General features: G+C 58.8%; 24 protein-coding genes and 2 pseudogenes. 15 read left to right on the plus strand and 11 right to left on the minus strand.

Going from position 1 to position 21006, the window contains the following annotated elements; all coding sequences use genetic code 11:
* Positions 1 to 12 precede the first annotated feature (12 nt).
* A complete protein-coding gene (locus FEZ60_RS30960) occupies positions 13 to 270 on the plus strand; it encodes a hypothetical protein (RefSeq protein WP_172937837.1) in 258 nt (85 codons plus the stop codon).
* Between the two features lie 668 nt (positions 271 to 938).
* Entirely contained in the window at positions 939 to 1220 is a 282-nt protein-coding gene (locus tag FEZ60_RS30965) for a hypothetical protein (protein WP_172937838.1), read from the plus strand.
* Positions 1221 to 1330: 110 nt separating this feature from the next.
* Here FEZ60_RS30965 and FEZ60_RS30970 read toward each other — a convergent pair whose 3' ends face one another.
* Together FEZ60_RS30970 and FEZ60_RS30975 are read right to left on the minus strand one after the other, a co-directional pair.
* Positions 1331 to 1507 carry a hypothetical protein gene (locus FEZ60_RS30970; RefSeq protein WP_172937839.1) on the minus strand — a complete coding sequence of 59 codons (177 nt, stop codon included), beginning with the start codon at positions 1505 to 1507 and terminating at the stop codon, positions 1331 to 1333.
* A 395-nt stretch (positions 1508 to 1902) separates the two neighbouring features.
* Complete coding sequence (locus FEZ60_RS30975) at positions 1903 to 2748, minus strand: phage major capsid protein (RefSeq protein WP_242484938.1); 846 nt, start codon at positions 2746 to 2748, stop codon at positions 1903 to 1905.
* A 391-nt stretch (positions 2749 to 3139) separates the two neighbouring features.
* Between FEZ60_RS30975 and FEZ60_RS30980 the strand changes: the two genes are divergently transcribed.
* The 7 genes from FEZ60_RS30980 to FEZ60_RS31010 all read left to right on the plus strand — a co-directional run bounded on the left by FEZ60_RS30980 (position 3140) and on the right by FEZ60_RS31010 (position 6764).
* Positions 3140 to 3313 (plus strand): helix-turn-helix domain-containing protein, encoded by a 174-nt coding sequence (locus tag FEZ60_RS30980; RefSeq protein ID WP_172937840.1) that lies wholly within the window; start codon positions 3140 to 3142, stop codon positions 3311 to 3313.
* Between the two features lie 172 nt (positions 3314 to 3485).
* Complete coding sequence (locus tag FEZ60_RS30985; RefSeq protein WP_172937841.1) at positions 3486 to 3641, plus strand: hypothetical protein; 156 nt, start codon at positions 3486 to 3488, stop codon at positions 3639 to 3641.
* Between the two features lie 11 nt (positions 3642 to 3652).
* Positions 3653 to 4069 carry a hypothetical protein gene (locus FEZ60_RS30990; protein WP_172937842.1) on the plus strand — a complete coding sequence of 139 codons (417 nt, stop codon included), beginning with the start codon at positions 3653 to 3655 and terminating at the stop codon, positions 4067 to 4069.
* Entirely contained in the window at positions 4069 to 4449 is a 381-nt protein-coding gene (locus FEZ60_RS30995; protein ID WP_172937843.1) for a hypothetical protein, read from the plus strand. Before FEZ60_RS30990 ends, FEZ60_RS30995 begins: the two co-directional genes overlap by 1 nt.
* Positions 4450 to 4800: 351 nt before the next feature.
* Positions 4801 to 5358 (plus strand): HTH domain-containing protein, encoded by a 558-nt coding sequence (locus FEZ60_RS31000; RefSeq protein WP_172937844.1) that lies wholly within the window; start codon positions 4801 to 4803, stop codon positions 5356 to 5358.
* A 549-nt stretch (positions 5359 to 5907) separates the two neighbouring features.
* The gene (locus FEZ60_RS31005; RefSeq protein WP_172937845.1) at positions 5908 to 6210 is read left to right on the plus strand and encodes a hypothetical protein; all 303 of its coding nucleotides are present in this window, start codon (positions 5908 to 5910) and stop codon (positions 6208 to 6210) included.
* Between the two features lie 8 nt (positions 6211 to 6218).
* The gene (locus FEZ60_RS31010) at positions 6219 to 6764 is read left to right on the plus strand and encodes a hypothetical protein (protein WP_172937846.1); all 546 of its coding nucleotides are present in this window, start codon (positions 6219 to 6221) and stop codon (positions 6762 to 6764) included.
* Between the two features lie 72 nt (positions 6765 to 6836).
* On the opposite strand, the gene FEZ60_RS31015 is transcribed toward FEZ60_RS31010, so the two are convergent.
* The 3 genes and pseudogenes from FEZ60_RS31015 to FEZ60_RS31025 form a co-directional block, all read right to left on the minus strand.
* A complete protein-coding gene (locus FEZ60_RS31015; RefSeq protein ID WP_172937847.1) occupies positions 6837 to 8258 on the minus strand; it encodes a recombinase family protein in 1422 nt (473 codons plus the stop codon).
* Positions 8259 to 8279: 21 nt separating this feature from the next.
* Positions 8280 to 9698: pseudogene (locus tag FEZ60_RS31020) on the minus strand (YifB family Mg chelatase-like AAA ATPase); the annotation flags it as partial.
* A complete protein-coding gene (locus FEZ60_RS31025; RefSeq protein ID WP_095885984.1) occupies positions 9698 to 10054 on the minus strand; it encodes a YraN family protein in 357 nt (118 codons plus the stop codon). The gene FEZ60_RS31025 and the pseudogene FEZ60_RS31020, both read right to left, overlap by 1 nt.
* 648 nt (positions 10055 to 10702) lie before the next feature.
* On the opposite strand from FEZ60_RS31025, the gene FEZ60_RS31030 reads away from it, so the two are divergent.
* The 5 genes and pseudogenes from FEZ60_RS31030 to FEZ60_RS31045 all read left to right on the plus strand — a co-directional run bounded on the left by FEZ60_RS31030 (position 10703) and on the right by FEZ60_RS31045 (position 14184).
* Positions 10703 to 10909 carry a hypothetical protein gene (locus tag FEZ60_RS31030; RefSeq protein WP_172937848.1) on the plus strand — a complete coding sequence of 69 codons (207 nt, stop codon included), beginning with the start codon at positions 10703 to 10705 and terminating at the stop codon, positions 10907 to 10909.
* Between the two features lie 404 nt (positions 10910 to 11313).
* Positions 11314 to 12048 carry a hypothetical protein gene (locus FEZ60_RS31035; RefSeq protein WP_172937849.1) on the plus strand — a complete coding sequence of 245 codons (735 nt, stop codon included), beginning with the start codon at positions 11314 to 11316 and terminating at the stop codon, positions 12046 to 12048.
* A 155-nt stretch (positions 12049 to 12203) separates the two neighbouring features.
* Positions 12204 to 12604, plus strand: a pseudogene (locus FEZ60_RS32755) (hypothetical protein).
* An 82-nt stretch (positions 12605 to 12686) separates the two neighbouring features.
* A complete protein-coding gene (locus tag FEZ60_RS31040) occupies positions 12687 to 12905 on the plus strand; it encodes a hypothetical protein (protein WP_172937850.1) in 219 nt (72 codons plus the stop codon).
* A 97-nt stretch (positions 12906 to 13002) separates the two neighbouring features.
* Positions 13003 to 14184, plus strand: a complete 1182-nt coding sequence (locus FEZ60_RS31045; protein WP_172937851.1) for an RtcB family protein — start codon at positions 13003 to 13005, stop codon at positions 14182 to 14184.
* Between the two features lie 78 nt (positions 14185 to 14262).
* On the opposite strand, the gene FEZ60_RS31050 is transcribed toward FEZ60_RS31045, so the two are convergent.
* From FEZ60_RS31050 to FEZ60_RS31075, 6 genes are all read right to left on the minus strand, one after another.
* Positions 14263 to 14568 carry a DUF2469 domain-containing protein gene (locus FEZ60_RS31050; protein WP_003942715.1) on the minus strand — a complete coding sequence of 102 codons (306 nt, stop codon included), beginning with the start codon at positions 14566 to 14568 and terminating at the stop codon, positions 14263 to 14265.
* A 37-nt stretch (positions 14569 to 14605) separates the two neighbouring features.
* Positions 14606 to 15295, minus strand: coding sequence for a ribonuclease HII (locus tag FEZ60_RS31055; protein WP_095887784.1), 690 nt, complete (start codon positions 15293 to 15295; stop codon positions 14606 to 14608).
* A 12-nt stretch (positions 15296 to 15307) separates the two neighbouring features.
* On the minus strand, positions 15308 to 16129 hold the full coding sequence (gene lepB / locus FEZ60_RS31060) for a signal peptidase I (protein WP_116103125.1): 822 nt from the start codon (positions 16127 to 16129) through the stop codon (positions 15308 to 15310).
* Positions 16130 to 16183: 54 nt separating this feature from the next.
* Complete coding sequence (rplS, locus tag FEZ60_RS31065; protein ID WP_033236539.1) at positions 16184 to 16525, minus strand: 50S ribosomal protein L19; 342 nt, start codon at positions 16523 to 16525, stop codon at positions 16184 to 16186.
* A gap of 89 nt (positions 16526 to 16614) precedes the next feature.
* Positions 16615 to 17502 (minus strand): hypothetical protein, encoded by an 888-nt coding sequence (locus FEZ60_RS31070; RefSeq protein ID WP_033236540.1) that lies wholly within the window; start codon positions 17500 to 17502, stop codon positions 16615 to 16617.
* An 81-nt stretch (positions 17503 to 17583) separates the two neighbouring features.
* The gene (locus FEZ60_RS31075) at positions 17584 to 19935 is read right to left on the minus strand and encodes a Tex-like N-terminal domain-containing protein (RefSeq protein ID WP_172937852.1); all 2352 of its coding nucleotides are present in this window, start codon (positions 19933 to 19935) and stop codon (positions 17584 to 17586) included.
* A gap of 75 nt (positions 19936 to 20010) precedes the next feature.
* Here FEZ60_RS31075 and FEZ60_RS31080 point away from each other — a divergent pair, with 75 nt between their 5' ends.
* A complete protein-coding gene (locus tag FEZ60_RS31080; RefSeq protein WP_033236542.1) occupies positions 20011 to 21003 on the plus strand; it encodes a serine hydrolase in 993 nt (330 codons plus the stop codon).
* Positions 21004 to 21006: the final 3 nt, after the last annotated feature.

Raw genomic sequence — 21006 nt, forward strand, 5'->3', positions numbered from 1 at the left:
TACAAATCACACATGAACCATAACCAGTCCGCAGTTATCACCGGTCTCTACACAGCAGCCGCCAGCATCATCCTCATCGCCTTGGGACTGCTCGTAGTTGACGGGTCGAATCGACCAGAGGTATGTAGCGGTATCTATTCCAGCCACTGCGAACAAGGACCCATGGATAAGCGCGGCCTCGTCCCACTCGCACTGGGCGGCATCATCCTCCTCAGCACCATCACCGCTCAAGCCCAACTGCCAAAGCGGGATATGTCCCCAACTCCCTAAGCGGGACATGCCCATTCCGCTCCCCAAGAATCCCAACCAGTTATTCTCGACAAATTCTCGACAGAATCTCGACAAATACTTCGACGCAGTGAGACCGGGGACACCGCAGGAATGACGCAGGAATGACGCAGGAATGACGCAGGAATGACGCAGGAATGCGGACAGTTTGTGGACAGTTTGTGGACAGAATGCGGATAGTTGGCCGTCAGAATGCGTCCAGTTTGCGTCCAGTTTGCGTCCAGAATGCGTCCAGGCTCAGGCAGTGGACCATTCACGCACTGATCCGAGAATTCCGTCCCAGGAATACCACTTCGCACAACTCGAGTTCCAGACCGGCAGATGCTAGAATAGATTCCTGACCTGCGAATATCACTTCAGTATCGCCTCCAAAAGGCCTTCCGACATGGCCTTCCCCGGCCCGAAAAATTTGTAGTGGTGTTTGAAATCTTGCGACCCACAGAGCAGTGCGGGGGAAAGAACACACCGGCCAGGGGGCTCCCTCCCCCACCACTCCCGAGCAGTGATGGCCGAGTTTGATCTGAGTTTATGAATCCCCAGCGATTCGAAACCGACGTTTGCGCTGAGCGGTTCGAAGCCCCAGACATATCGAGGTTTTTTGTTTTTCGACCATCCGACAATCGGACTGCAAGTATCAACACATGCAGAATGTGAGCGATCCTGACCTGACAGCCCTGATCGAGCAGGTCAACAATGAACAGGTACCGGCGTTACTCCAGTCCGGTGGACAGAGCGCATGGCTGGTGCCCAACGCCATCTGGAAAAAGATTCAATCGATCAGTTTGCTGGTGAGTGACCCTGAACTCGCCAAGGAACAGCGCGAGAAACGGTGTCAGGAGCTTCGCGACGAAGGTGAGCGACTGGCGAACGACCCCGAGGATCGCGCTGAAATCAAACGAATCCAGGAATACATGCATGGCAGCCGCGAGTAACTCGAGGTATCGGTAGTGCGGAGACAAGTGAACCCCCAACCCTGATGAACATCGCAACATCGGGGTTGGGGGTTTCTTGGAGCTGGGGCGGTCCATCGCCCTCGCTCAGATCATCGGCGCTCGAACATCGAGGGAGAATATGTCTCGATGTAATTGCTGGTGATCGTCACGTCACTTGTCCACCACAGACGATGTGACGTGAAGTTGTACTGATCGGTGCCGGTGAGGGGCTCCCCAGCCCTCGCATCTTGCGTCACCTCGTATCCGAGTCGCAGCAAGGTCGACACCGATCAATCATGTGAGTGTCAGGTACAGGAGATTCATGTCGCGCATAACAGCATGTCAACGCCTTACCTGACGGGATGCGACGGGCGGTGTCACGGGATAGCTTGGAGATGAAATCAGGCGGTCACATCATCGCGACATGTCGCAGATCACGGCGTTCTGCTAACTCGACGTGAACGCTTCACAGGCTCGGGATCGACAGCTTGCTCAGTGTTGTCGTCAACTTCTGGCAGTCGAACCCAGCCATTCCGAATCCAAATATCGACCATCGCCGGATGCACCAGTACTCGCTCTCCTCGACCGACCTGCTGCTTGCGTACTTGATCGTAGATAAGTCGTCCGGGTGCAACCTCTACCTCGATTGCATCACGTGGCTTCACGGGTCGGACGTATCGACTCACGGTGCACTCAACGTGATCTTCGCGATGGCGGCGGTGTGCGGGAAGCCCAGGCCTACGCGCATGATGCCACGAATCGCGGTGCGGTCTGAGGTGAAGAACGCACTGGTGTCACTCTCCACAGCCACATCCTTGCGCATACCAATTACTGCACGATCACCGGCGATTCCCCATACGGTGCCATCGGCAACTGATGGCGAAACATACAGTGGCACACCGGAAATCATGCGACGAGTCGGCATAGTCGGATCAACCGAAAGCAAATTCGAATTCGAACCTGTAGCTGTCTTCAGGACAGCAAGACTGAGCGCAGTGGTCGGGTTGACCACGAAAGCCGTGACGTTTGCACCAACGGTCTCGACCTTGGAGATCGCCGCCTCGAATGGGTCGAGGTTGGTGAACGCGGCACCTGCATCGACTGCCGCAACACCGGACTGCACACCAAGGCCAGCAGGTGAGTTTGCGACGGTTGCACCATCACGGAAGAATGCATCATCAAGTTTGCGTGCGATGTCGCGGGCCAAACCTTCACCTACAAGGGCAGAGGCTTCAGGTGAAGAGTCAGCGATCAGTTCATTGGAGACGACCGACAGACCTGCGAGTTTATGAAAGGCCACATTTACCTGGTCGACAACCATATCCGTGACGCCGATTTCAGTTCCCTCTGCGTACCAGCCCGCCGAAGGATCTTCATTCACGACGGGAAGTCGCAGCGAGGATGACTCGCAGGGAACAATACGGGCGACCTGTAGGGCAACTGACATTGCCATGACAGGCTTTACGAGAAGCTCATCGATCTGAGCAGGGGTAAGAATTGCGCCGCTATTGGCAGTAAACATCGACATGATAAGTCCTTGAAACGACAGAAGTAAAAGGGGATCGCTTTTGTCGTGAAAATCAACCTGGACCTAACACGCGCTCGCCCGGAGCGTCAAAGCTATGGATTAGTGCCGCGACTCCTGGTCGCGCTTCTATGCCACTACTTACATTTTCCCAGATAATTTCGGTTCCGCAAGGTGTTTGCTTTCCCTTGGATCCATTCTTTGCACGCTTGGAAGGACGCTTTCCATCAAAGAAAATTTATCGATATATTCGCAGATCAGACACCATTTCGTTAGCAGACAAAAGTATTTTCCCTCAAAACACCTTGTGCTCCGAGGCGCAGTGATGGATCATATGGAAAGCCGAACATCTCCGAGGCACTCAACCTCACATCCACAGAACGAGATAACAATCTTGAATAGCACCAACCTTATTTCCGCGCTCGAAGCATCACAGATGGCCGGGGTAACCAGGCGAACGATCTACTCCTGGATCGAGAACAAGCAGATTACGGCTTACCGCGTCGGCGGTGGCGAATGGCGCATCGAAGCCGAAACCGTACTCGCAATGTTCACCCGTAACCGCTAACAACAACACCGACATCACGACCTTCAGCTCGAGGCCGCACGTACCAACTGCCCCCGACTGAATTGCATCACCGCTGCCGATCGCTTAACCACTGCACAATCTCACGCCCTCGCTTGCGCCATCAGCCGAGCAGGGCAGTGCCATTGGAACGAATCGCAGTATAGGAACAACCGTGGCCCTCAGCCCCGAGACACTTGCCGCTGCCGAGAAGCTGGTCGCTTCCTCTCCGCCTATGACCCAGGCTCAGTTCGAGACCATCGCATCCGCTCTCTTTGCGGGTAAACCCTTGCACAACAAGGAATCTCAAAACGTCAACGAAGCTTCGTGACGGAACAAATAATGACCACCTTCACGTACGACAACAACGCCGCATCCCGTGCAGCCAAGGCCCGCGAAAAGCTGATGCTGCCCAGCTTTCGAAGGGCTCGGGAGACTTCACCTGACCAGAATCTCGCTACCTGCGAAATCTTCGATCTTATGGGCGAAGGCTTCATCTCGATGCGTGCATTCCAGCTTTACGTCACCTTCCTGAAACTTGTCGATGCCGGGACGTTGCAGGTCAGCGCCCCGCGCAAGGATTTAGCCAAGAAACTGGGGCTGCTCCACACTGCATCTGTCGATCGCTACATCCGCGAGTTGGAATATGTGGGCCTCCTCCGGGTGGAATACCAGTTCGGTAAATACGGCACTGGACACAAGGCCAATCTCTACACCATTGGCTTGGCGCCCTGCCCCGGACGTGATTGGGCGGCATGATGACGCTAGAGGATATTGAGGTTCTCGAATCCGCCATGAAAGATCGAATGCCCGAGTTTCGTGATCAGCTTGGGACGCGGAGAAAGATTCTTCTACAGCTTGAGGTGCTCGACTTGGTTGGATCAGGACAGCTATCAACGCAGGCCTTCTCGCTGTACTGCTGCATCCTTCGGCACGTGAAGGAAGACAGCCTGACTGCGCGGGTACGCCGGAAGACGCTTACCAAGGAAATGCATTTCATGCGAAGCCGCGCCCTGGAAATTCATCTCGATGCACTGGTACAAACTGGTCTGCTGAAAATCCGGGAGACTCGCTACGGCGGCGTACCGGGATTTGAGTACACCCTGGGTTTGATTCCACACCCAGGCCGCTGGGATTGACCCACAAACGCGAGTTGCCTCACCTGCGAACTCGAAAGTCTCGCAGATGAGGCAACTCGGTAATCGATCCCTCTGGAAAGGTCGACAAAGCCACATTCCACACTCGGGTGACAAGCCCGAGAGAGCTGAAGAATGTTGTCCCCACAATACACGGCGGAGAGACCTGCACACGAAAACGCCCCGACACGGTGATCAGATCCATGTCGGGGCAGTCCACAAAACGATTCGAATCATGTTGCCGCATGTATTCGAGGAAAGAACTAAGTGAATACCGACATTCTACCCGAGAATCGAAGCGAAGCGGAATGTGATTCCCGCAACAATATACCAAAACGATCCCTCGGTCATATTATGAAAGCAATTCGCACCGTCGCCCCGAAGATCAAGTCCCGCGAGTTTCATGCTTACGTGACCTGGATCGAAGGCACAGACGAGAATTGGTGCCGCATTGCGAATCTCGACACGCTTGCCAATGAAATCGGTGTGAGCAGATCCGTAGTCGACCGAACGATATCGACATTGAAGTCAACCGGGCTGATATCGGTTCAACCTCGAACTCGGGCCGGTTACGGGAAGATCGGCAACCTATACCAGTTCGCTCTCGATACTTGTCCCGAGTGGGATGCAGCGAACCCGGTGAAAACCTTCGTGAAGCCGAAAGATCGAAGTGAACATATCAACGATTGGACCGTCGACACGGACCACGAACGCAATCACGAGCGTTGGGGAATCGACATTGAGTTCGAAGTCCTGCTCGAAGCACTCCGTTCGGGCGCAGTGGAGAACGGGCAGGAGTTCCGGTCATCGTGGGATCAGACGTTCGGAGCGTTCCTCAAGGCAGTGCGCGATGACACGACAGATGATAATTCGTGGTGGTGGGTCACCATGCCAAACGATGACATTCAATGAAATACCAGTTCAGACCCATAACACCAGAACTGACGTACCCCACACACCAGAACTGACGTCCCCTATACACCAGTTCTGACGTGTATATAAAAGCTTTATCTTTTCGAAGAAGTATCTAGTAAGAGATTAAATACATATCCCTCATCGCTGCGCTAAATGAGGATGTGAGTGTGGCACTGAGAAGTCGATTCGGAGTGAACCGAGTCCAGTGGATCAACTCGAAGCGGAGAACCTTCACCGGGCTTTCCAGCAATTCACACTTCCACCTCATCCCAAGCCATCTTTTCACCACCGAATAGCCGACGGCAGTCCGCTTCGCTCACCGAAGATGAACCCCACCCCCCGCCCCTTTTCGTATCCCTCATCTCAATTCTGAGCTCCGAAACGGGTCAGATGTACACCGATATTCCAATTCCCGTTTACATCGACTCAGATGGCCGTACAGCCGCATATTACTTGCCGGCCACTTGCGGCTACGGCACACGACCACCATCACGCCCTGCGGAACTTCGCAGGACATCGAACACCACAGAAAGCCAATATCACCGCATGATCACAACCCCATCGATGCCCGAAATTCGCCCGAACGATCCTCGAGGTTGGCTCACGTTCAAGAATCCCCTCCCCGAGCCTTTCCAGTCCAGGGAGGACGCAACTCTCGCATGGGACGCTCAACTGCGCTCCCGTCGGCGTCCTGCGACCGAGACCGAACGCGACCTCCTACGCGATCACCTCGGCTTCGAACTTCCCCGCGACCTTCAAACCGTCGTGACTTTCACAACTAAATCGCTGCGCAATCGCACATGGCCGCAATTGGTCGAGCAACTCCCCAACATCGAAATCGAACTCTAGGAAACCCCATGACCACTCTGAATCCCGAAGCCCTCAGCACCGACAATGCTCCCACTGACGACACGGCACCTGATGCCGCCGACCCGGACACTAGCGCCACGGTAAGCGACGAAAACCCCACTTCTGCAACGGAAGTAGACGCGAATGCCGAACATGGCGAGGACGAGGACAAGCCGTCAAGCAACTCCGAAGCGGCGAAGTACCGAATTCAGCTCCGAGCCGCCGAGACTGCACTCACCGAAGCCAACACGCGCATTGAGAGCTACCAGAAGGCTGATGTTCTGCGAGCAGCCAAAGCCCTGGCTCAGCCCTCAGACCTCCTCGATGTCGGCGGACACGACCTCACCGCATTTCTCCACGCCGACGGCACTATCGATACCGATGCAGTCACCGAGAAGGTCGCGGAACTGCTCCAGTTGCGACCGGGACTCGCCAAGGGCGCACGCATTCCAGCGGGCCCCAAGTACCCGAACTTTGGACAAGGCGCACCTGCTACAAGCGGCCACGGAAGGCCTACGACCTGGGCCAATGCCTTGAATCCTCACCGGGCATAGCCACCGGATGAAAAAAGACGGTCGGCGCGCCCAGAATGGGATTGCGCCGACCCTCTCGTCACGAGGAAGCGTCTAGTGAGATTTCCACTCGATGGTCACGTGCTCTGGTCGAAATTCCCGAACCCCAGGACCAACAAGGTGAAGCGTGATCGTCATCATCGAGTCGACAATGGTCCGTTTACGTGCCGTCGAGAGATCCGCCCATGCGAGTTGAACGTTTTCCGACGCAAGCAGCGCTGTGACCGCATCGCTGCGCCCAGCTCTTGCGATCTCCACTTCGCACGCCGCGATCTTCTCCCGAAGACCATTTGTGATTGCCTTGATTTGATCTAGCTCGAGGTCACCTTCGACGAACTCGTTCGCGACACTCTCGAGTCGTTTGCGACAAGCGTTTCGTTGCTCGATGAGTGGCTGGACGTCCGAGGCTGTAACCTTCGCGAATCGTTCCAGCGCGTCAGATTTCAAGAGTCGCTTGAGTGCCACAGTCAGCACGTATTCATCCAGATCGCCTGCCTTACGAGAGACATGAGAACCGGAGCGGCAGCGGTACGCTGACTGCCCCCTACTGGAGGCTGAACCGTGAACAGTCATCCCGCACACGCCGCACAGAGCGACACCAGACAACAACTTCTTGCCACCCTTAACTGGATTCAATCGACTTGGGTCAGTTACCAAATCAACTGCGGCATACCATGTTTCCTCGCTGACGATCGGCTCCCAGATTGCTTTGCCGACAATTCCGAGGCGGGGATTCTGCCGAACCGACTTACGCCCATCTCCCTGCGTGCGATGCCGCATCAGACCAGCACAGCGCGGATTCACGAGCACATCGCGAACGTTGTTGTGGTTCCAGGTGTTGGGAGTGCCGTCACGCTTGAGCTGGGCAGTGTGAAACCCCGCCGCATTCCATGTCCTTGCGATGTCACCAAGGGAATGTCCGGCGAGAAGGTCTGCGTATGCCTGCCTGATTAGATCAGCCTCTCGTGGCCTGAGATCAATGCCGTTCGTTTCATACCCGAAGGCTCGTCTGCCTCCTGTCGGCCTACCCTGCTTTGCTGCCTGAACTTTCGCTGCTCGGTGCCGCGCGCTCTTGCGCTCCACTTCACCTTGCGCCACAGACCCAAGAAGACGAGCGACCAGCCGACCACCATCACTTGAGGTATCGATTCCATCGAGAGCCGAAACCACGGCCGTACCATGAGCCTCTGCCCTCGACAGGACACTCTCAAGGTCCGCCAGCCTGCGAGTCAGGCGGTCCAGATGCCTCACCACGATCACATCGATCTCACCCTGATCCACAGCCTGCATCATTTCTTCGAATTGCGGCCTCCGCTTGCCCGAACTCGCACTGACGTCGTTGTCCACGTACTCGCGAGCGATGACGAGTCCGCGCGTCTTCGCATACGTCTCGACAGCATCACGTTGCCGATCAATACCAAGCTCATCGCCTGATCTGTCTTGACTCTGACGAAGGTATGAGGCTACTGTCTTCATAATCAGTTATTGTACTGCACTACTCACTCTCAAAGCCCGATCAGCACCTCGCGCAGTGATCACGCCTTTGCGGAGCGCACGCTCGACGGGCGCCAGAGCGTCGCGTGAGAGTCGGAACTTCTGTCGCAGCGCTGGGCCCGGAACTTCGGCATTGGTCCGCCATCCGTAGTCACTCCAGCGTTCCGCCGCGGCATCCCGCGCCGCGGATACTCGGGTTCGGACGCTTTCGGTGCTCTCGCCTACTTCGTCGATCAACGCACCCGTTGCAACGGCCTGCATCCGCACCCGAATATCGACTCGATCGAGTAGTGGTCCCGACAGTTTGCCCAGATACCGTCGCCTCGCCGCGGGTGCACACACGCAGTCCGCGTCACGCGGCGGCGCACACGGACACGGATTTGCAGCCAAGATCAACTGGAAACGTGCCGGGTACCGAGCGACTCCGTCACGTCGAGCTATCCGAACTTCGCCGTCTTCCAACGGTGTTCGCAAGGCTTCGAGCACTTTGACGCCGATCTCCGCGCACTCGTCGAGGAAGAGCACCCCGCGGTGCGCCCTACTCACCGCGCCTGGCCTTGCCATGCCACTACCACCACCGACCAACGCACTCACCGACGAACTGTGATGCGGCGCAATGAACGGCGGCATGTCGATCAACGGATGCTCCGCCGTCAACACGCCAGCCACCGAATGAATCGCCGTCACCTCCAGAGCCTCGGACTCCGTCAGCGGCGGCAATATCCCCGGAAGCCGCGAAGCCAACATCGTCTTCCCGATTCCCGGCGGACCCGTCAACATCAAATGATGTGCACCGGCCGCAGCCACTTCGATAGCCCAGCGTGCATCCGCCTGCCCCACCACCTCACTGAGATCACGCACACCCACCTCCACCGCCCGCTCGAAAGGCTCCGGAACAGGCAGGAAAATCTCACCCCGCAACCACGAGAGCACCGAAGCCAGATCACCGGCACCGAGCACCTCGATCCCCTTGACCAACCCCGCCTCAGCCATCGCCTGACGCGGAACCACCACCGTCCCCCAACCCGCACGCTTCGCCGCCAGAACCGCAGGCAACACACCCCGCACCGACCGCAACCGGCCATCCAACGCCAACTCACCCAAAAAGATCGTCTCGCGTAACTCCTTGCGCGGCAATTTCTTTGCCGCATCCAACACCGCCAAGGAAAGAGCAAGATCGTACACACTTCCCACCTTTGGCAACGTCGCAGGAGACAACGCCAAAATTACTTTGCTGTCCGGCCACTCCTCCCCCGAATTCGTCACCGCCGCCCGAATCCGATCCCGCGACTCGTGCAACGCCGTATCCGGCAACCCCACCAACTGCACACCAGGCAAACCACGCCCGATATCCGCCTCGATCTCCACGATCTGACCGTCGACGCCACTGACCGCCACCGAATGCGCCCGCCCCAACGCCATCAGAACGCATCCACAAAATGCTCGACCACCGGATCTTGATCGCGGCGAATCAACACCGCCACCACATCAAAACGCACCTTCGACCACGACCGACCCGAATCACCGAGCCACTGCAACGCCAACACCCGAATCCGGCGGCGCTTCGCAAACGTCACAGCCTCCGCCGGCGACCCGTACCCCACCCCACTACGCGTCTTCACCTCGACAAAAACAATCCGATCATCAACCGTCGCAATAACATCCAACTCGCCGTACCGACACCGCCAATTCCGTTCGACAATCTCCAAACCCGCACCGATCAGGAACTCCGCAGCCACATCCTCGCCGCGCGCCCCCAACGCCATATTCCCCGCCATCACAGCCCCCACCGTTCCGGTCCCGCGCGCCCGCCCATGCAAAACGCGTCCCACCCGTCACAGTGCCCCACTAACCGCGCACCCCAACAAAAGAAAACCCACCTGTTGATAACTCGAGGCCTGTGGAATTCGGCAGAACAACGGGACCCGAGTAGTCAGAGAGCCTCAGGGACGGCGTTTGTAGAGAATCGTGGCCTGAGCTACCGCATCGACGTCGTCTGGCAGGTGCAGTGTGACAAAGCAGAACCGACCCTCACACTGAACCGTCAATTCGTCCCGTGATCTCAACAAGGAACTTATAACCAAACTCTGGATGCCACCATCGATGTCGAGCATAAATGAGCTACCGTCCAGGATCGGATCTGCGATGATTCGCCGACAATCGGCAACTGTGATTCCAAGGTTGGATACAAAGGTAGCCACGGGTCGAACTATAGCTTCCGAAATTGGAAGGTCCGTCTCGATCGAGGCTAATGCTTGTTCGACATTTGACAGCGCTGACGATCGTCGAATGGCAATCGGTGGCCAGCTGATCTGGCACAGGTCGCCCCTCACTGCACTAGTTTGATCCCCATGGTTCGTTACCCACTCATTCTCGCGATTGAGGACAAGCCCTATCGGATGCCGTCACCAGGGATCACGCGCCTCATGCTATCGACTGACCACGGCGAACTGAGTGTCAAAATGCAGGCAGTCGAGCTGAATTGGGGACCGAACATGATCCGTGTCGAAGGACTTGTCGACTACAACAACGAAGTCTGTCGAATCGTTGCGGCCTACCAAGTTGACATCGACCCCGCGCACGAAGCAGTTGGAACAGCGCAGCTTTACACCAGCGAAGAAGTCCCAGACTGATTCACGACTCTCAGCTTCACGACTCTCAGCGCGACCAGAAACGCCAAATCGACGAGAACTGCTGCATGGAATCACGCTAGCTCCGCCTACTCCCGGAGTTCGAAACCGCGAACAATTCATTCGCTCGGACAACAGTGCCTCATGTGCTAGTCACTCGGACAGCAGACTCCAGAGGATGAGCGACTGTATCGACACCGCCACTTCCCCGAGTAGCGATTCCCGACGATTGCGAATCTTCTGAGGGCCCGGCACTACCCATTTGCAGGTGGGCGATTAGCGACAAGTCCGGTTGCATACCGGCAATATTCCGATTCCCACCAAAACTGGACGTCGGTCCAGTAGAACTGGTTATAGTTTTTGCTCGAACCTACAAGACCGCTGCATTTCGCTGAATGGAGTTCTACATGTCACGCCGCTCACTACGCCACGCAGTAGCGACCACTACGTCTCTCGTCCTCCTTGCCGCCGGCGTCACTGTCGGACTCGGAGCATCGGTGGCACAAGCCGCACCCGCATGCGCGCTCAGCCAGTCGGTCACCGACAACTGGCCCGGCTCCGTCTGGACGGACTACACCGTCAGCAAGGAGGTTGTCGGCGACGGCACCGTCGCACCGGGTCAGACAGTCACCTACATCACCAAGGTGTCCGGCTCGGGAGCACTCGTCAACGAGATCCGCGATTTCCACCCGGCAGGATTCCAGTTGGTCAAGGCTCGCCTTAACGTCAAATGGCTTATCGGAAACCAACAGTGGGAAGATGTCACAGGCACAGCCGTCGTCAACGGTACTTCCGTAGTTGCCAAGGGCGGCGGGTGGACGACGGCCGGCGGCGGCGTCATCGCTCTGGAAACCACCTACAAGGTTCCCGATAATGCCACGGTCGGCAGTAAGCTCGACAGCGGCGCAGGCACCAACATCGTGCTCGCGGCCGGCGACTGGAACATCAACCCGATGGGCGTGTGCGTCACAATCCGGCAGCCGAATCCTGTCGAGGCCGGCGCCGGCAGCCTCGAAGACATGGGCTTCGGTTCAGTGAACACCGGATCGGGCCAGGTATTCGGCTCCCTCACCGATCCGCAGGGGTCGATGACCAACGTCATCGGCGGAGTCCTGGGCAATGTGATCGGCAATTTGAGCTAACTCAGTTCGGGGAAGGAAATGGGCAGAGCCGTCAGCGCACGCTGGTAGCTCTGCCCATTTCTACGTTGATGCCCATTTCGACATTGAACTGTGGCCTGGATTCGCCCGGTCATGTGCGGCGTCGCCCCTATTCTCGACAGATGACAAAACCGCGAATGCGCCATTTCGCCCAAGCTGCCGTCGTCGCAGCTTCAGTTGCAGCAGTTACCCTCGGCAGCACGGCGATCGCGCAGGCCCAGGACGAGTGGCCGCCGATTCCTCCGTACCCGAGCCCATCGGTACCGTTCGACAACTCGAATTTCCTCACTCCAGAGAATCCGAATTACTGGAATCCATTTGTTAATCAAGACCGCTCACGTCACCGTTCGGCACCAGCACACGCATTGTGTGCACGGCATTTCACGGAGTTCTGACCGGATGCTGGCAGGCCGATCAGTACGGTAATCCGCACAAATTGATTCGCCTCCAAGCCAATGTGCCCAACGTGTCCGGATCCGGTCTCCCCGGCGGTGGACCGGGCCACTTCGTATACCCGGGCTTCATCCCCGGCAGCTGACGACAAAACTCACCTTCGAATATCTGTTCGAAGAGTGCTAGCCTGGGACCAGGACGTATCGACGAGCACATCGAGGACCGCCATGGACGAAACAACGGACGCAACCTGCGAGTTGGCGCGGCTGGTCGAGGAGCTGGCGGTGCTCGATCAGCGCCGCGTCGACATCGGCGAATGCTTGGTCCATCTCGAGTACGTCTACACGCACGCGGGGGCAGAACATCAAGCTGCAGCGGCCCGAAAAGCCTTCCAGGAGAAGTACGTCGGCCGCATCTACGAGCTTGCCGACGGCCTTCGGACCTGAAAATCGGTTGCACACACCACCTCTCGACGCGCATGGTTGATCCCGCACACCACAAGGACCAGCAGGTCCTCGACGTGCACTATGTGGGAGAAAACTGATGGAGAAGATCACCGAAAGGCTGTGGAACTGGGCATCGATACTCGACGAGAAAACTCGCGAGCAAGCGTTGCGCACGTCCCAGATGCCTTTTGTCCGTCCACATCTGGCATTGATGCCTGATGCGCACCTCGGTGCGGGTGCGACGGTGGGTTCGGTCATCCCGACCGAAGGCGCGATCATGCCTGCCGCCGTCGGCGTGGATATCGGCTGCGGAATGATCGCAGTCAAAACCCACTACAACGCTCAGGATCTGACCGGTCGCGATCTGAGCGCGCTTCGCCACAGTATCGAACGCTCGGTCCCCCTGTCTGCCGGTGTCTACAACAAAACACTGACCGCAACGGCGCAAACCCGTATCGCAGAGCTCGAATCGATGGCCGGTGATCGACTGCCCTTCTACGACAAGTTCAAGAACAACTGGCGTTTCCAGTTGGGAACGCTGGGGTCGGGCAATCACTTCATCGAGGTCACCCTCGACGAAAATGACAACGTGTGGCTGTTCCTGCATTCGGGTAGCCGCGGTGTCGGCAACAAGATCGCACAGCACCACATCAAGGTCGCGCAGGATCTGTGCGCCCGTTGGCACATCGACCTCCCTGACCGGGATCTCGCCTACCTGGTCGAGAAGACACCCGAATTCGACTGTTACATCACCGATCTGAACTGGGCGCAGCATTTTGCTCTGTTGAACCGTGAGGAAATGATGGATCGGGTGGTGAAGGACTTCGCGTACTTCATGGGCGACGGCGGGCCGGCTGTCATCGAGGAACTCGAGAGGATCAACTGCCACCACAACTTCACCCAGAAGGAATTCCACATGGGTCGCGGTGTGTGGTTGAGCAGGAAGGGGGCGATCAAGGCCGACGTTGGCGTGCCAGGACTCATCCCAGGGTCCATGGGAACGGCCAGCTACGTCGTGGTCGGCAAGGGCAACGTGCCGTCGTTCAAGTCCAGCCCGCACGGCGCCGGTCGCGTCTACGCCAGGAACAAGGCAAGGCGGACGTTCACGATCGACGACCTCGACAAGGCCATGGTCGGCATCGAGTACAAGCGTTCGAAGGCGTTTCTCGACGAAATTCCGGGAGCGTACAAGGACATCGACGTCGTGATGGACGATGCCAAGGACTTGGTGGAAATCCGTCATACGCTGCGTCAGATCGTCAATGTGAAGGGCAATTGACCCGAACAAAGAACAATGACGGCCCCGCCGAAAATCGGCGAGGCCGTCATTGTGCGCAAAAGTCCATGTGAGCCAAGCTCAGTCCGGCAGGCGCAGATCCGGCTTGTCCAGCTCTTCGATGTTGACGTCCTTGAACGTCACGACGCGCACGTATTTCACGAATCGCGCGGGGCGGTACATGTCCCACACCCACGCGTCGGACATCCGCAGTTCGAAGTAGATCTCGCCATCCGAATTATGGGGCAGCAACTCGACCGTGTTGGCGAGATAGAAACGTCGTTCGGTCTCCACGACGTAGGAGAACTGTCCGACGATGTCCCGGTATTCGCGGTAGAGCGACAGCTCCATCTCGGTTTCGTACTTCTCGAGATCCTCGGCACTCATCGGTTTAGCCAGTCCTCCCAGTTCGTCTGAACCTTCATCATCCCGTATGCCCCGCGCGCTGCTCCACCCGGAGTCCCGCAGCAACGACATTGGCGTACGTCATCCGGTGCTCCGGGCACGGGCCCAGCTCGTCGAGCGCGTCCATGTGCACGGGTGTGCTGTATCCCTTATGGATCGCAAAGCCGTATCCGGGATGGGTGCCGTCCATCTCTTCCATGACGTGATCGCGCGTCACTTTGGCGAGCACGCTGGCGGCGGCAATGCACGCGGCTGCGGCATCACCACCGATAACGGGCAGCGACGGCGCGGGCAGGCCGGGAACTCGAAACCCGTCGGTGAGCACATATCCGGGTGGCGTCTCGAGGCCGGCGACAGCGCGTCGCATCCCTTCTATGTTGGCGACGTGGATGCCGATTCGATCGATTTCCTCGGCTTCGACAGAAATGACACTCCAGGACAATGCCAGCCGTTTGATCTTCGGAAAGAGTTCTTCGCGGGCGCGTTCGGTGAGCTTCTTCGAATCGTCGAGACGAGCAAGGGCCACATGCGGTTTCGGCGCCAGAACACACGCCGCGATGACCAGTGGGCCGGCGCACGCACCGCGTCCGGCTTCGTCGACACCGGCAACCGGACCCATCCCCGTTCGATACAGCGCAGACTCCATCGTTCGCAAACCTGTTGATCTGCGAATGACCACTCGGGGTGGCCAAGTACTCGAACTACTCACGGTCTTCTGCACTCAATTGCTTTGGGGATCAGGTGAACTGATGCTACCCATCCGTGAAGGCGGGAGAACGATGAAGCGTGCCTGACCGATGATGTTGTCGAGCGGGATCGTCCCCTGGAGCTCGTCCTGCACATGGGCGCGCGAATCGGCGGAATTGCTCCGGTTGTCGCCCATCACCCACACGTGTCCCTCGGGCACGGTGACGGGAGCAAAGCATCGGCCGGATTGAACAGCGGTTTGGCAATCCTGGACGCCGGGAGTGAACGGGTAGTCCATCTTGACGTAGGGCTCGTCGAGCGGTTTGCCGTCCACGAGGACTCGACCCTGTTCGTCACAGCACTCGACGGTTTGTCCGCCGGTGGCGATGACGCGCTTGACCAAGTCGTTCTCGTCGGGCGGGACCAGGCCGACCCACGAGCCGACCTCCTGGATTCCGCGCATCACGACGTTGTCCGACCGCGTGGAGGTGTAGTGGGTGTTCCATGAATCGGGGCCCTTGAAGACGACTACGTCGCCGGGCTGCGGATCGCCGAAGCGGTATCCGATCTTTTCCACCACGATGCGGTCACCGGTACATCCTGCACAGCCGTGCAGGGTCGGCTCCATCGACTCGGACGGAATGAGGAAAACGCGAAAGACGAATGCTTGTAAAACGATGCTGAGAACCAGCGCCACCCCGATCAGTATCGGGAGTTCCCGGAAGAACGATCGTTGTTTCTTGGGTGAGCGGTGAGATGTCTGTGGTCGAGGAGTGTTCTGTTCCTCGGGATTACCTGTTCCATCCTGATTCTCGGGTCCGGACGACAATGCCTGCTCCTTCGAAGAATCTGCCACAGAAACAGATTAGCCCGACACCGCGCGTACGCGGTGCCGGGCCAATAAGAAAGATCAGCGCTTTTCCTTGATCTTTGCCTTCTTGCCGCGCAGCTCGCGCAGGTAGTACAGCTTCGCGCGACGAACGTCACCGCGGGTCAGAACCTCGATGGAGGCCAGCGTGGGGCTGTGAACCGGGAACGTACGCTCGACACCGACGCCGAAGGAAACCTTGCGGACGGTGAAGGTTTCGCGAACGCCGCCACCCTGACGCCGAATAACGACGCCCTTGAAGACCTGCACGCGCTCCTTCGAGCCTTCGATAACCTTGACGTTCACGTTGAGCGTGTCGCCGGGGCGGAAGTCAGGAATGTCGTCGCGCAGCGACTTCTTATCCAGGAAGTCCAAAGTGTTCATGTGTCATCCTTGCATTTCGCAGGAGCAGAGGAACCGAGCGGCGACGCTTCGGTAAGCCCGATACGACGCTCGACTGGTTCGTGCCCAGATCAAGTACTGCTGCCTGGTCCAGGCAACCCGTCCATTGTGCCAGACGCGGACAGTAAGGGCGAAACCGGAGGTGGCGGAGCCGGTTGAATCGTGTGGTCGAGTTCCTCCTCCGCCGCAGCCATCGCATGTTCGACGCTCGGCGACCCGGCGATCAGATCCTGGACGTAGATCTTGGCCCGGATAACGGGGCGTCGCCATTTTCGTTCACGTTCGAGCGCCCGTTTCATTCTTTTCGGTTTGCGGGTGTACCGCCACCGCGCCCACGGCGCACCAGGCCTACTGAGTCTGATCGCTCCGATGATCAGCAGTGGGAGGACAAACAATCCGACGAGACCCGTCCAGATCTTGCCTTTGAGAATCACGATCGCGGCCAGGCCGAAGTTGATCAGAGCGACAAACACGAAGGCCAATCTGATCCAGGGGTTTCTTTCCTCGCGGAAGCCGGCCAAGTCCAGCAGCTCTAGCGGACGGAAGCCGAGCAGAACGAGGCCTGTCACCGCGATGGCGACAAAAACCGCGTCGACCGACGTCCTGCCCTGCTCCGACCAGTAGACGTCCTTCAAATAGAAGATGAGCGCAAACTCGTCGAGCACCAACGCGGCGCCCATCCCGAAGATCGCGGCGAGGACGGCGCCAGTGGTTTGGGAGCCGTCCACGTAGACCGCGATCAGTGCGCCACCCGAGGCGATCATCGCAACAACGCCGAAGACCACGTGGTGAACGTGCTGACCACCTGGAGTGATGTTGCCCGGCCACCACTTCACCTGCGCGCGGATCATTCGCACGCTGAGCCGAATGAACAGGAACGCAGCGAGAAACCCGAGAAGAAAGAACAACAGCGGCAGTCGGCCGTGGGCGACGATCTCGCGGTCGAGCCACTCGCCCATTACTGCCCTCACTCCACGAAGTCCCCCGACCCGGTCTGCTCAATTGTGACAAACCAGGCGGGGTGGATCATTCGAACCCTCTTATTTGCCGAATCCCGCATTGCGCAAGGCATCGGCCATCGACCCGGACGCCGGCGCCCGGTTGTCCGGGCGCTTGTCCCGACCGCCCTGCTGCTGGCCACCGCCGCGGCGCTGCTGCTGCCCGCCCTGACCCTGACCCTGCCCCTGACCCTGACCTTGACGCGGGTTCTGCCCACCGCGAGGACCATCGGACTTTCGCGGCGGCGCACCGACCTCGTCGTCGAGTCGCAGTGTCAGCGCGATGCGCTGGCGAGCCTCGTCGACCTCGAGCACCTTGACCTTGACGACGTCACCCGACTTGACCACTTCTCGCGGGTCCTTGACGAAGCTGTGCGACATTGCGGAGACGTGCACCAGACCGTCCTGGTGCACTCCCACATCGACGAAGGCACCGAAGGCAGCGACGTTGGTGACTACGCCTTCGAGCACCATTCCGGGCTTGAGGTGTGCGACCTTCTCGATGCCTGCGGCAAAGGTGGCCGTCTTGAACTCCGGACGCGGATCACGGCCCGGCTTCTCGAGTTCGGCGATGATGTCCGTGACAGTGGGAAGGCCGAAGCGGTCGTCGACAAAATCTGCGGCGCGCACCGAGCGCAACGCCGTCGCATTGCCGATGACACTACTGACGTCACCACCTGCGCTCGCTACGATCTTGCGGACGACGGGATACGCCTCGGGGTGCACACTCGACGCATCGAGCGGGTCGTCACCGTCGGCGATGCGGAGGAAGCCCGCGCACTGCTCGAACGCCTTGGGTCCCAACCGCGAGACGTCCTTGAGTGCCTTGCGCGTTCGGAACGGACCATTCTGATCTCGATGCGACACAATGCTTTCCGCCAGCGAACCGGCAATACCCGAGACACGGGCCAGCAGCGGGACCGACGCCGTGTTCACGTCGACGCCCACCGAGTTCACAGCATCCTCGACCACGGCGTTGAGTGAACGAGAGAGGAGCGATTCGGTGATGTCGTGCTGATACTGGCCGACGCCGATGGACTTCGGGTCGATCTTCACCAGTTCGGCGAGGGGATCCTGAAGGCGACGCGCGATAGAGACGGCTCCGCGGATGGACACGTCGAGGTCCGGCAGTTCCGCAGATGCGTAGGCCGACGCCGAGTACACGGACGCACCGGCTTCGGAGACAACGATCTTGGTGAGGTTGGTGGCGCCGGACTTGGTGATCAAGTCGCCGGCCAGCGTATCGGTCTCACGTGACGCGGTGCCGTTGCCGATGGCGATCAATTCGACGCCGTGCTTGGCTACCAAGCTCGCCAGTGTGGCCTGAGCAGCGTCTCGCTTGTTGTGGGGCTGATGCGGGTAAATAGTCTCGTATGCAACAACCTTGCCCGTTCCGTCGACGACGGCAACCTTTGTGCCCGTTCGGAATCCGGGGTCGAGACCCATAGTCGGACGAGCGCCGGCGGGCGCTGCCAGCAGAAGGTCCTTGAGGTTGGTCGCGAACACGTCGACGGCGTCCTTCTCCGCAGACTGGCGCAGGCGCATCCGGACGTCGACGCCGAGGGTGACTGCAAACTTGGTCCGCCACGCCCATCGAACGGTGTCGAGGAGCCAGCCGTCGGCTGCGCGTCCACGATCCGCAATGTCGAACCGGGTTGCGATGCGGCCTTCGTATACCGTCCGCTCCCCCGGTGCGAGTTCCGCGGTATCGGGTGCCATCGTCACCGACAGCACTTCTTCCTTCTCTCCGCGCAGTACCGCGAGGATTCGGTGGGAGGGAAGTTTTGCGAAGGGTTCGGAGAACTCGAAGTAGTCAGCAAACTTCGAGCCATCGGTTTCCTTGCCCTTGCGAACCGCGGAGACAACCTGCCCGCGGGTCCACATCAGCTCACGCAATTCACCGACGAGGTCCGCGTCTTCGGCAAAGCGCTCGACCAGGATCGATCGCGCACCGTCGAGTTGTTCCTCCGAATACTGCGCAGGATCGGTGGTGGGATCCCCGATGAGAGCATCGGCCACAGGCTCATGCCCGGCCTCGCGGGCGATCTGCGCCTTGGTGCGGCGCTTCTTCTTGAACGGCAGGTAAATGTCTTCTAGCCGCGCTTTTGTGTCGGCAAGCATGATCTGACCACGCAAGGCGTCGTCGAGTTTTCCTTGGGATTCGATCTCGACCAGAACCGCGTCGCGCCGCTCGTCAAGTTCGCGGAGGTAGCGCAGCCGCTCCTCGAGAAGTCTCAATTGAGCGTCGTCGAGAGTGCCGGTGACTTCTTTTCGATACCGGGCGATAAAGGGCACGGTGGCCCCGCCGTCCAACAGGTCTACGGCCGCAGCCACCTGCCCTTCGCGGACGTCGAGTTCCTCGGCAATGCGCTGGTTCACGGTCTTGAGAATCACGAGAACCGAGCCTACCGCTATCCTGGAACAAGAAGACCGGCAGACAGCGCCGTGTCCGGAGTCCGGGGGAAATTGATGACTGCGCGGTTCGTCCGGGTTATCGCAATGATTGCCGCAGTTACTTGTGCGGCATCATGCAGCGCGGCCGCAAACCAGGCAGCATCCACCGAGACCTCCCCCTTCCCCGATACAAACGTGCCGCTCGCGCAGGCCCTTGACGTGCGACTCGAACAGGCCCGTACTGCCGCACTTGATCGCGGCGCAGAGGCGTCGATTGCCGTCTTCGACCGCACCACGAACAACTATCTCGAGGTGGGCGGCGATCAGCAGATCGAAACAGCCTCGGTAGCAAAGCTTTTCATCGCCGAGGATCTGCTCTATCAAGATTCGCGTGACGAACGCCCACTCGGCGACGACGACCGCGCCCTCATGGTTGCCATGCTCGAATCTTCCGATGACACGGCCGCCAATCTCCTGTGGGACGCTGCCGGCGGCTCTGACCTCGTGAACCGCGTCGCGCAACGCTACTCGTTGACCTCCACCACTGCGCCGTACGACGGTTTGTGGTGGAACACCGAAACTACGGCGCGCGATCTGATCACGTTCTACGACGGAGTCCTCGACGACACCGCAGGGCTGGGGGCGGACCGGATCAATCTGATCGTCGACCACCTCCGCGAATCCACGGCGACTGCCGCCGACGGCTACGACCAACGCTTCGGCCTCCCGGACGCTCTCTTCAACGAACCGGTGCTTGCCGTCAAACAGGGATGGATGTGTTGTGTCAGCGACCAGTGGGTCCATCTGACCACCGGCATCGTCGGCGAGGACAACCGATTCATCGTGACTGTCACCACGCGCGAGGATATTCAGTATCAGGACGACGACAACTACGGACTCATCCCGGATACCTCGATGACAGACGCCACCAACGACGAGAGTGCGCTCCACGCCCGCGACACCATCACGGGCGTAGCGCAGATCATTTTCCCCGACGGCACGGTGGACGAATGGTCGCCCTCCACACCCACAACCGAAAAGCCCGTTCAGGAAGCGTCCGGGCCCTAGAAG

This window comes from Rhodococcus sp. MS16, from assembly GCF_013277795.1.
GTDB lineage: Bacteria > Actinomycetota > Actinomycetes > Mycobacteriales > Mycobacteriaceae > Rhodococcus_F > Rhodococcus_F globerula.

Bases quoted from the DNA above. Each gene is read 5' to 3' on its own strand.
- FEZ60_RS30960 (WP_172937837.1), top strand. From the start codon at position 13: ATGAACCATAACCAGTCCGCAGTTATCACCGGTCTCTACACAGCAGCC.
- FEZ60_RS30975 (WP_242484938.1), bottom strand. From the start codon at position 2,748: ATGTCGATGTTTACTGCCAATAGCGGCGCAATTCTTACCCCTGCTCAG.
- FEZ60_RS30990 (WP_172937842.1), top strand. From the start codon at position 3,653: ATGACCACCTTCACGTACGACAACAACGCCGCATCCCGTGCAGCCAAG.
- FEZ60_RS30995 (WP_172937843.1), top strand. From the start codon at position 4,069: ATGACGCTAGAGGATATTGAGGTTCTCGAATCCGCCATGAAAGATCGA.
- FEZ60_RS31000 (WP_172937844.1), top strand. From the start codon at position 4,801: ATGAAAGCAATTCGCACCGTCGCCCCGAAGATCAAGTCCCGCGAGTTT.
- FEZ60_RS31005 (WP_172937845.1), top strand. From the start codon at position 5,908: ATGATCACAACCCCATCGATGCCCGAAATTCGCCCGAACGATCCTCGA.
- FEZ60_RS31010 (WP_172937846.1), top strand. From the start codon at position 6,219: ATGACCACTCTGAATCCCGAAGCCCTCAGCACCGACAATGCTCCCACT.
- FEZ60_RS31015 (WP_172937847.1), bottom strand. From the start codon at position 8,258: ATGAAGACAGTAGCCTCATACCTTCGTCAGAGTCAAGACAGATCAGGC.
- FEZ60_RS31025 (WP_095885984.1), bottom strand. From the start codon at position 10,054: ATGGCGGGGAATATGGCGTTGGGGGCGCGCGGCGAGGATGTGGCTGCG.
- FEZ60_RS31030 (WP_172937848.1), top strand. From the start codon at position 10,703: ATGCTATCGACTGACCACGGCGAACTGAGTGTCAAAATGCAGGCAGTC.
- FEZ60_RS31035 (WP_172937849.1), top strand. From the start codon at position 11,314: ATGTCACGCCGCTCACTACGCCACGCAGTAGCGACCACTACGTCTCTC.
- FEZ60_RS31040 (WP_172937850.1), top strand. From the start codon at position 12,687: ATGGACGAAACAACGGACGCAACCTGCGAGTTGGCGCGGCTGGTCGAG.
- FEZ60_RS31045 (WP_172937851.1), top strand. From the start codon at position 13,003: ATGGAGAAGATCACCGAAAGGCTGTGGAACTGGGCATCGATACTCGAC.
- FEZ60_RS31050 (WP_003942715.1), bottom strand. From the start codon at position 14,568: ATGAGTGCCGAGGATCTCGAGAAGTACGAAACCGAGATGGAGCTGTCG.
- rplS (WP_033236539.1), bottom strand. From the start codon at position 16,525: ATGAACACTTTGGACTTCCTGGATAAGAAGTCGCTGCGCGACGACATT.
- FEZ60_RS31070 (WP_033236540.1), bottom strand. From the start codon at position 17,502: ATGGGCGAGTGGCTCGACCGCGAGATCGTCGCCCACGGCCGACTGCCG.
- FEZ60_RS31080 (WP_033236542.1), top strand. From the start codon at position 20,011: ATGACTGCGCGGTTCGTCCGGGTTATCGCAATGATTGCCGCAGTTACT.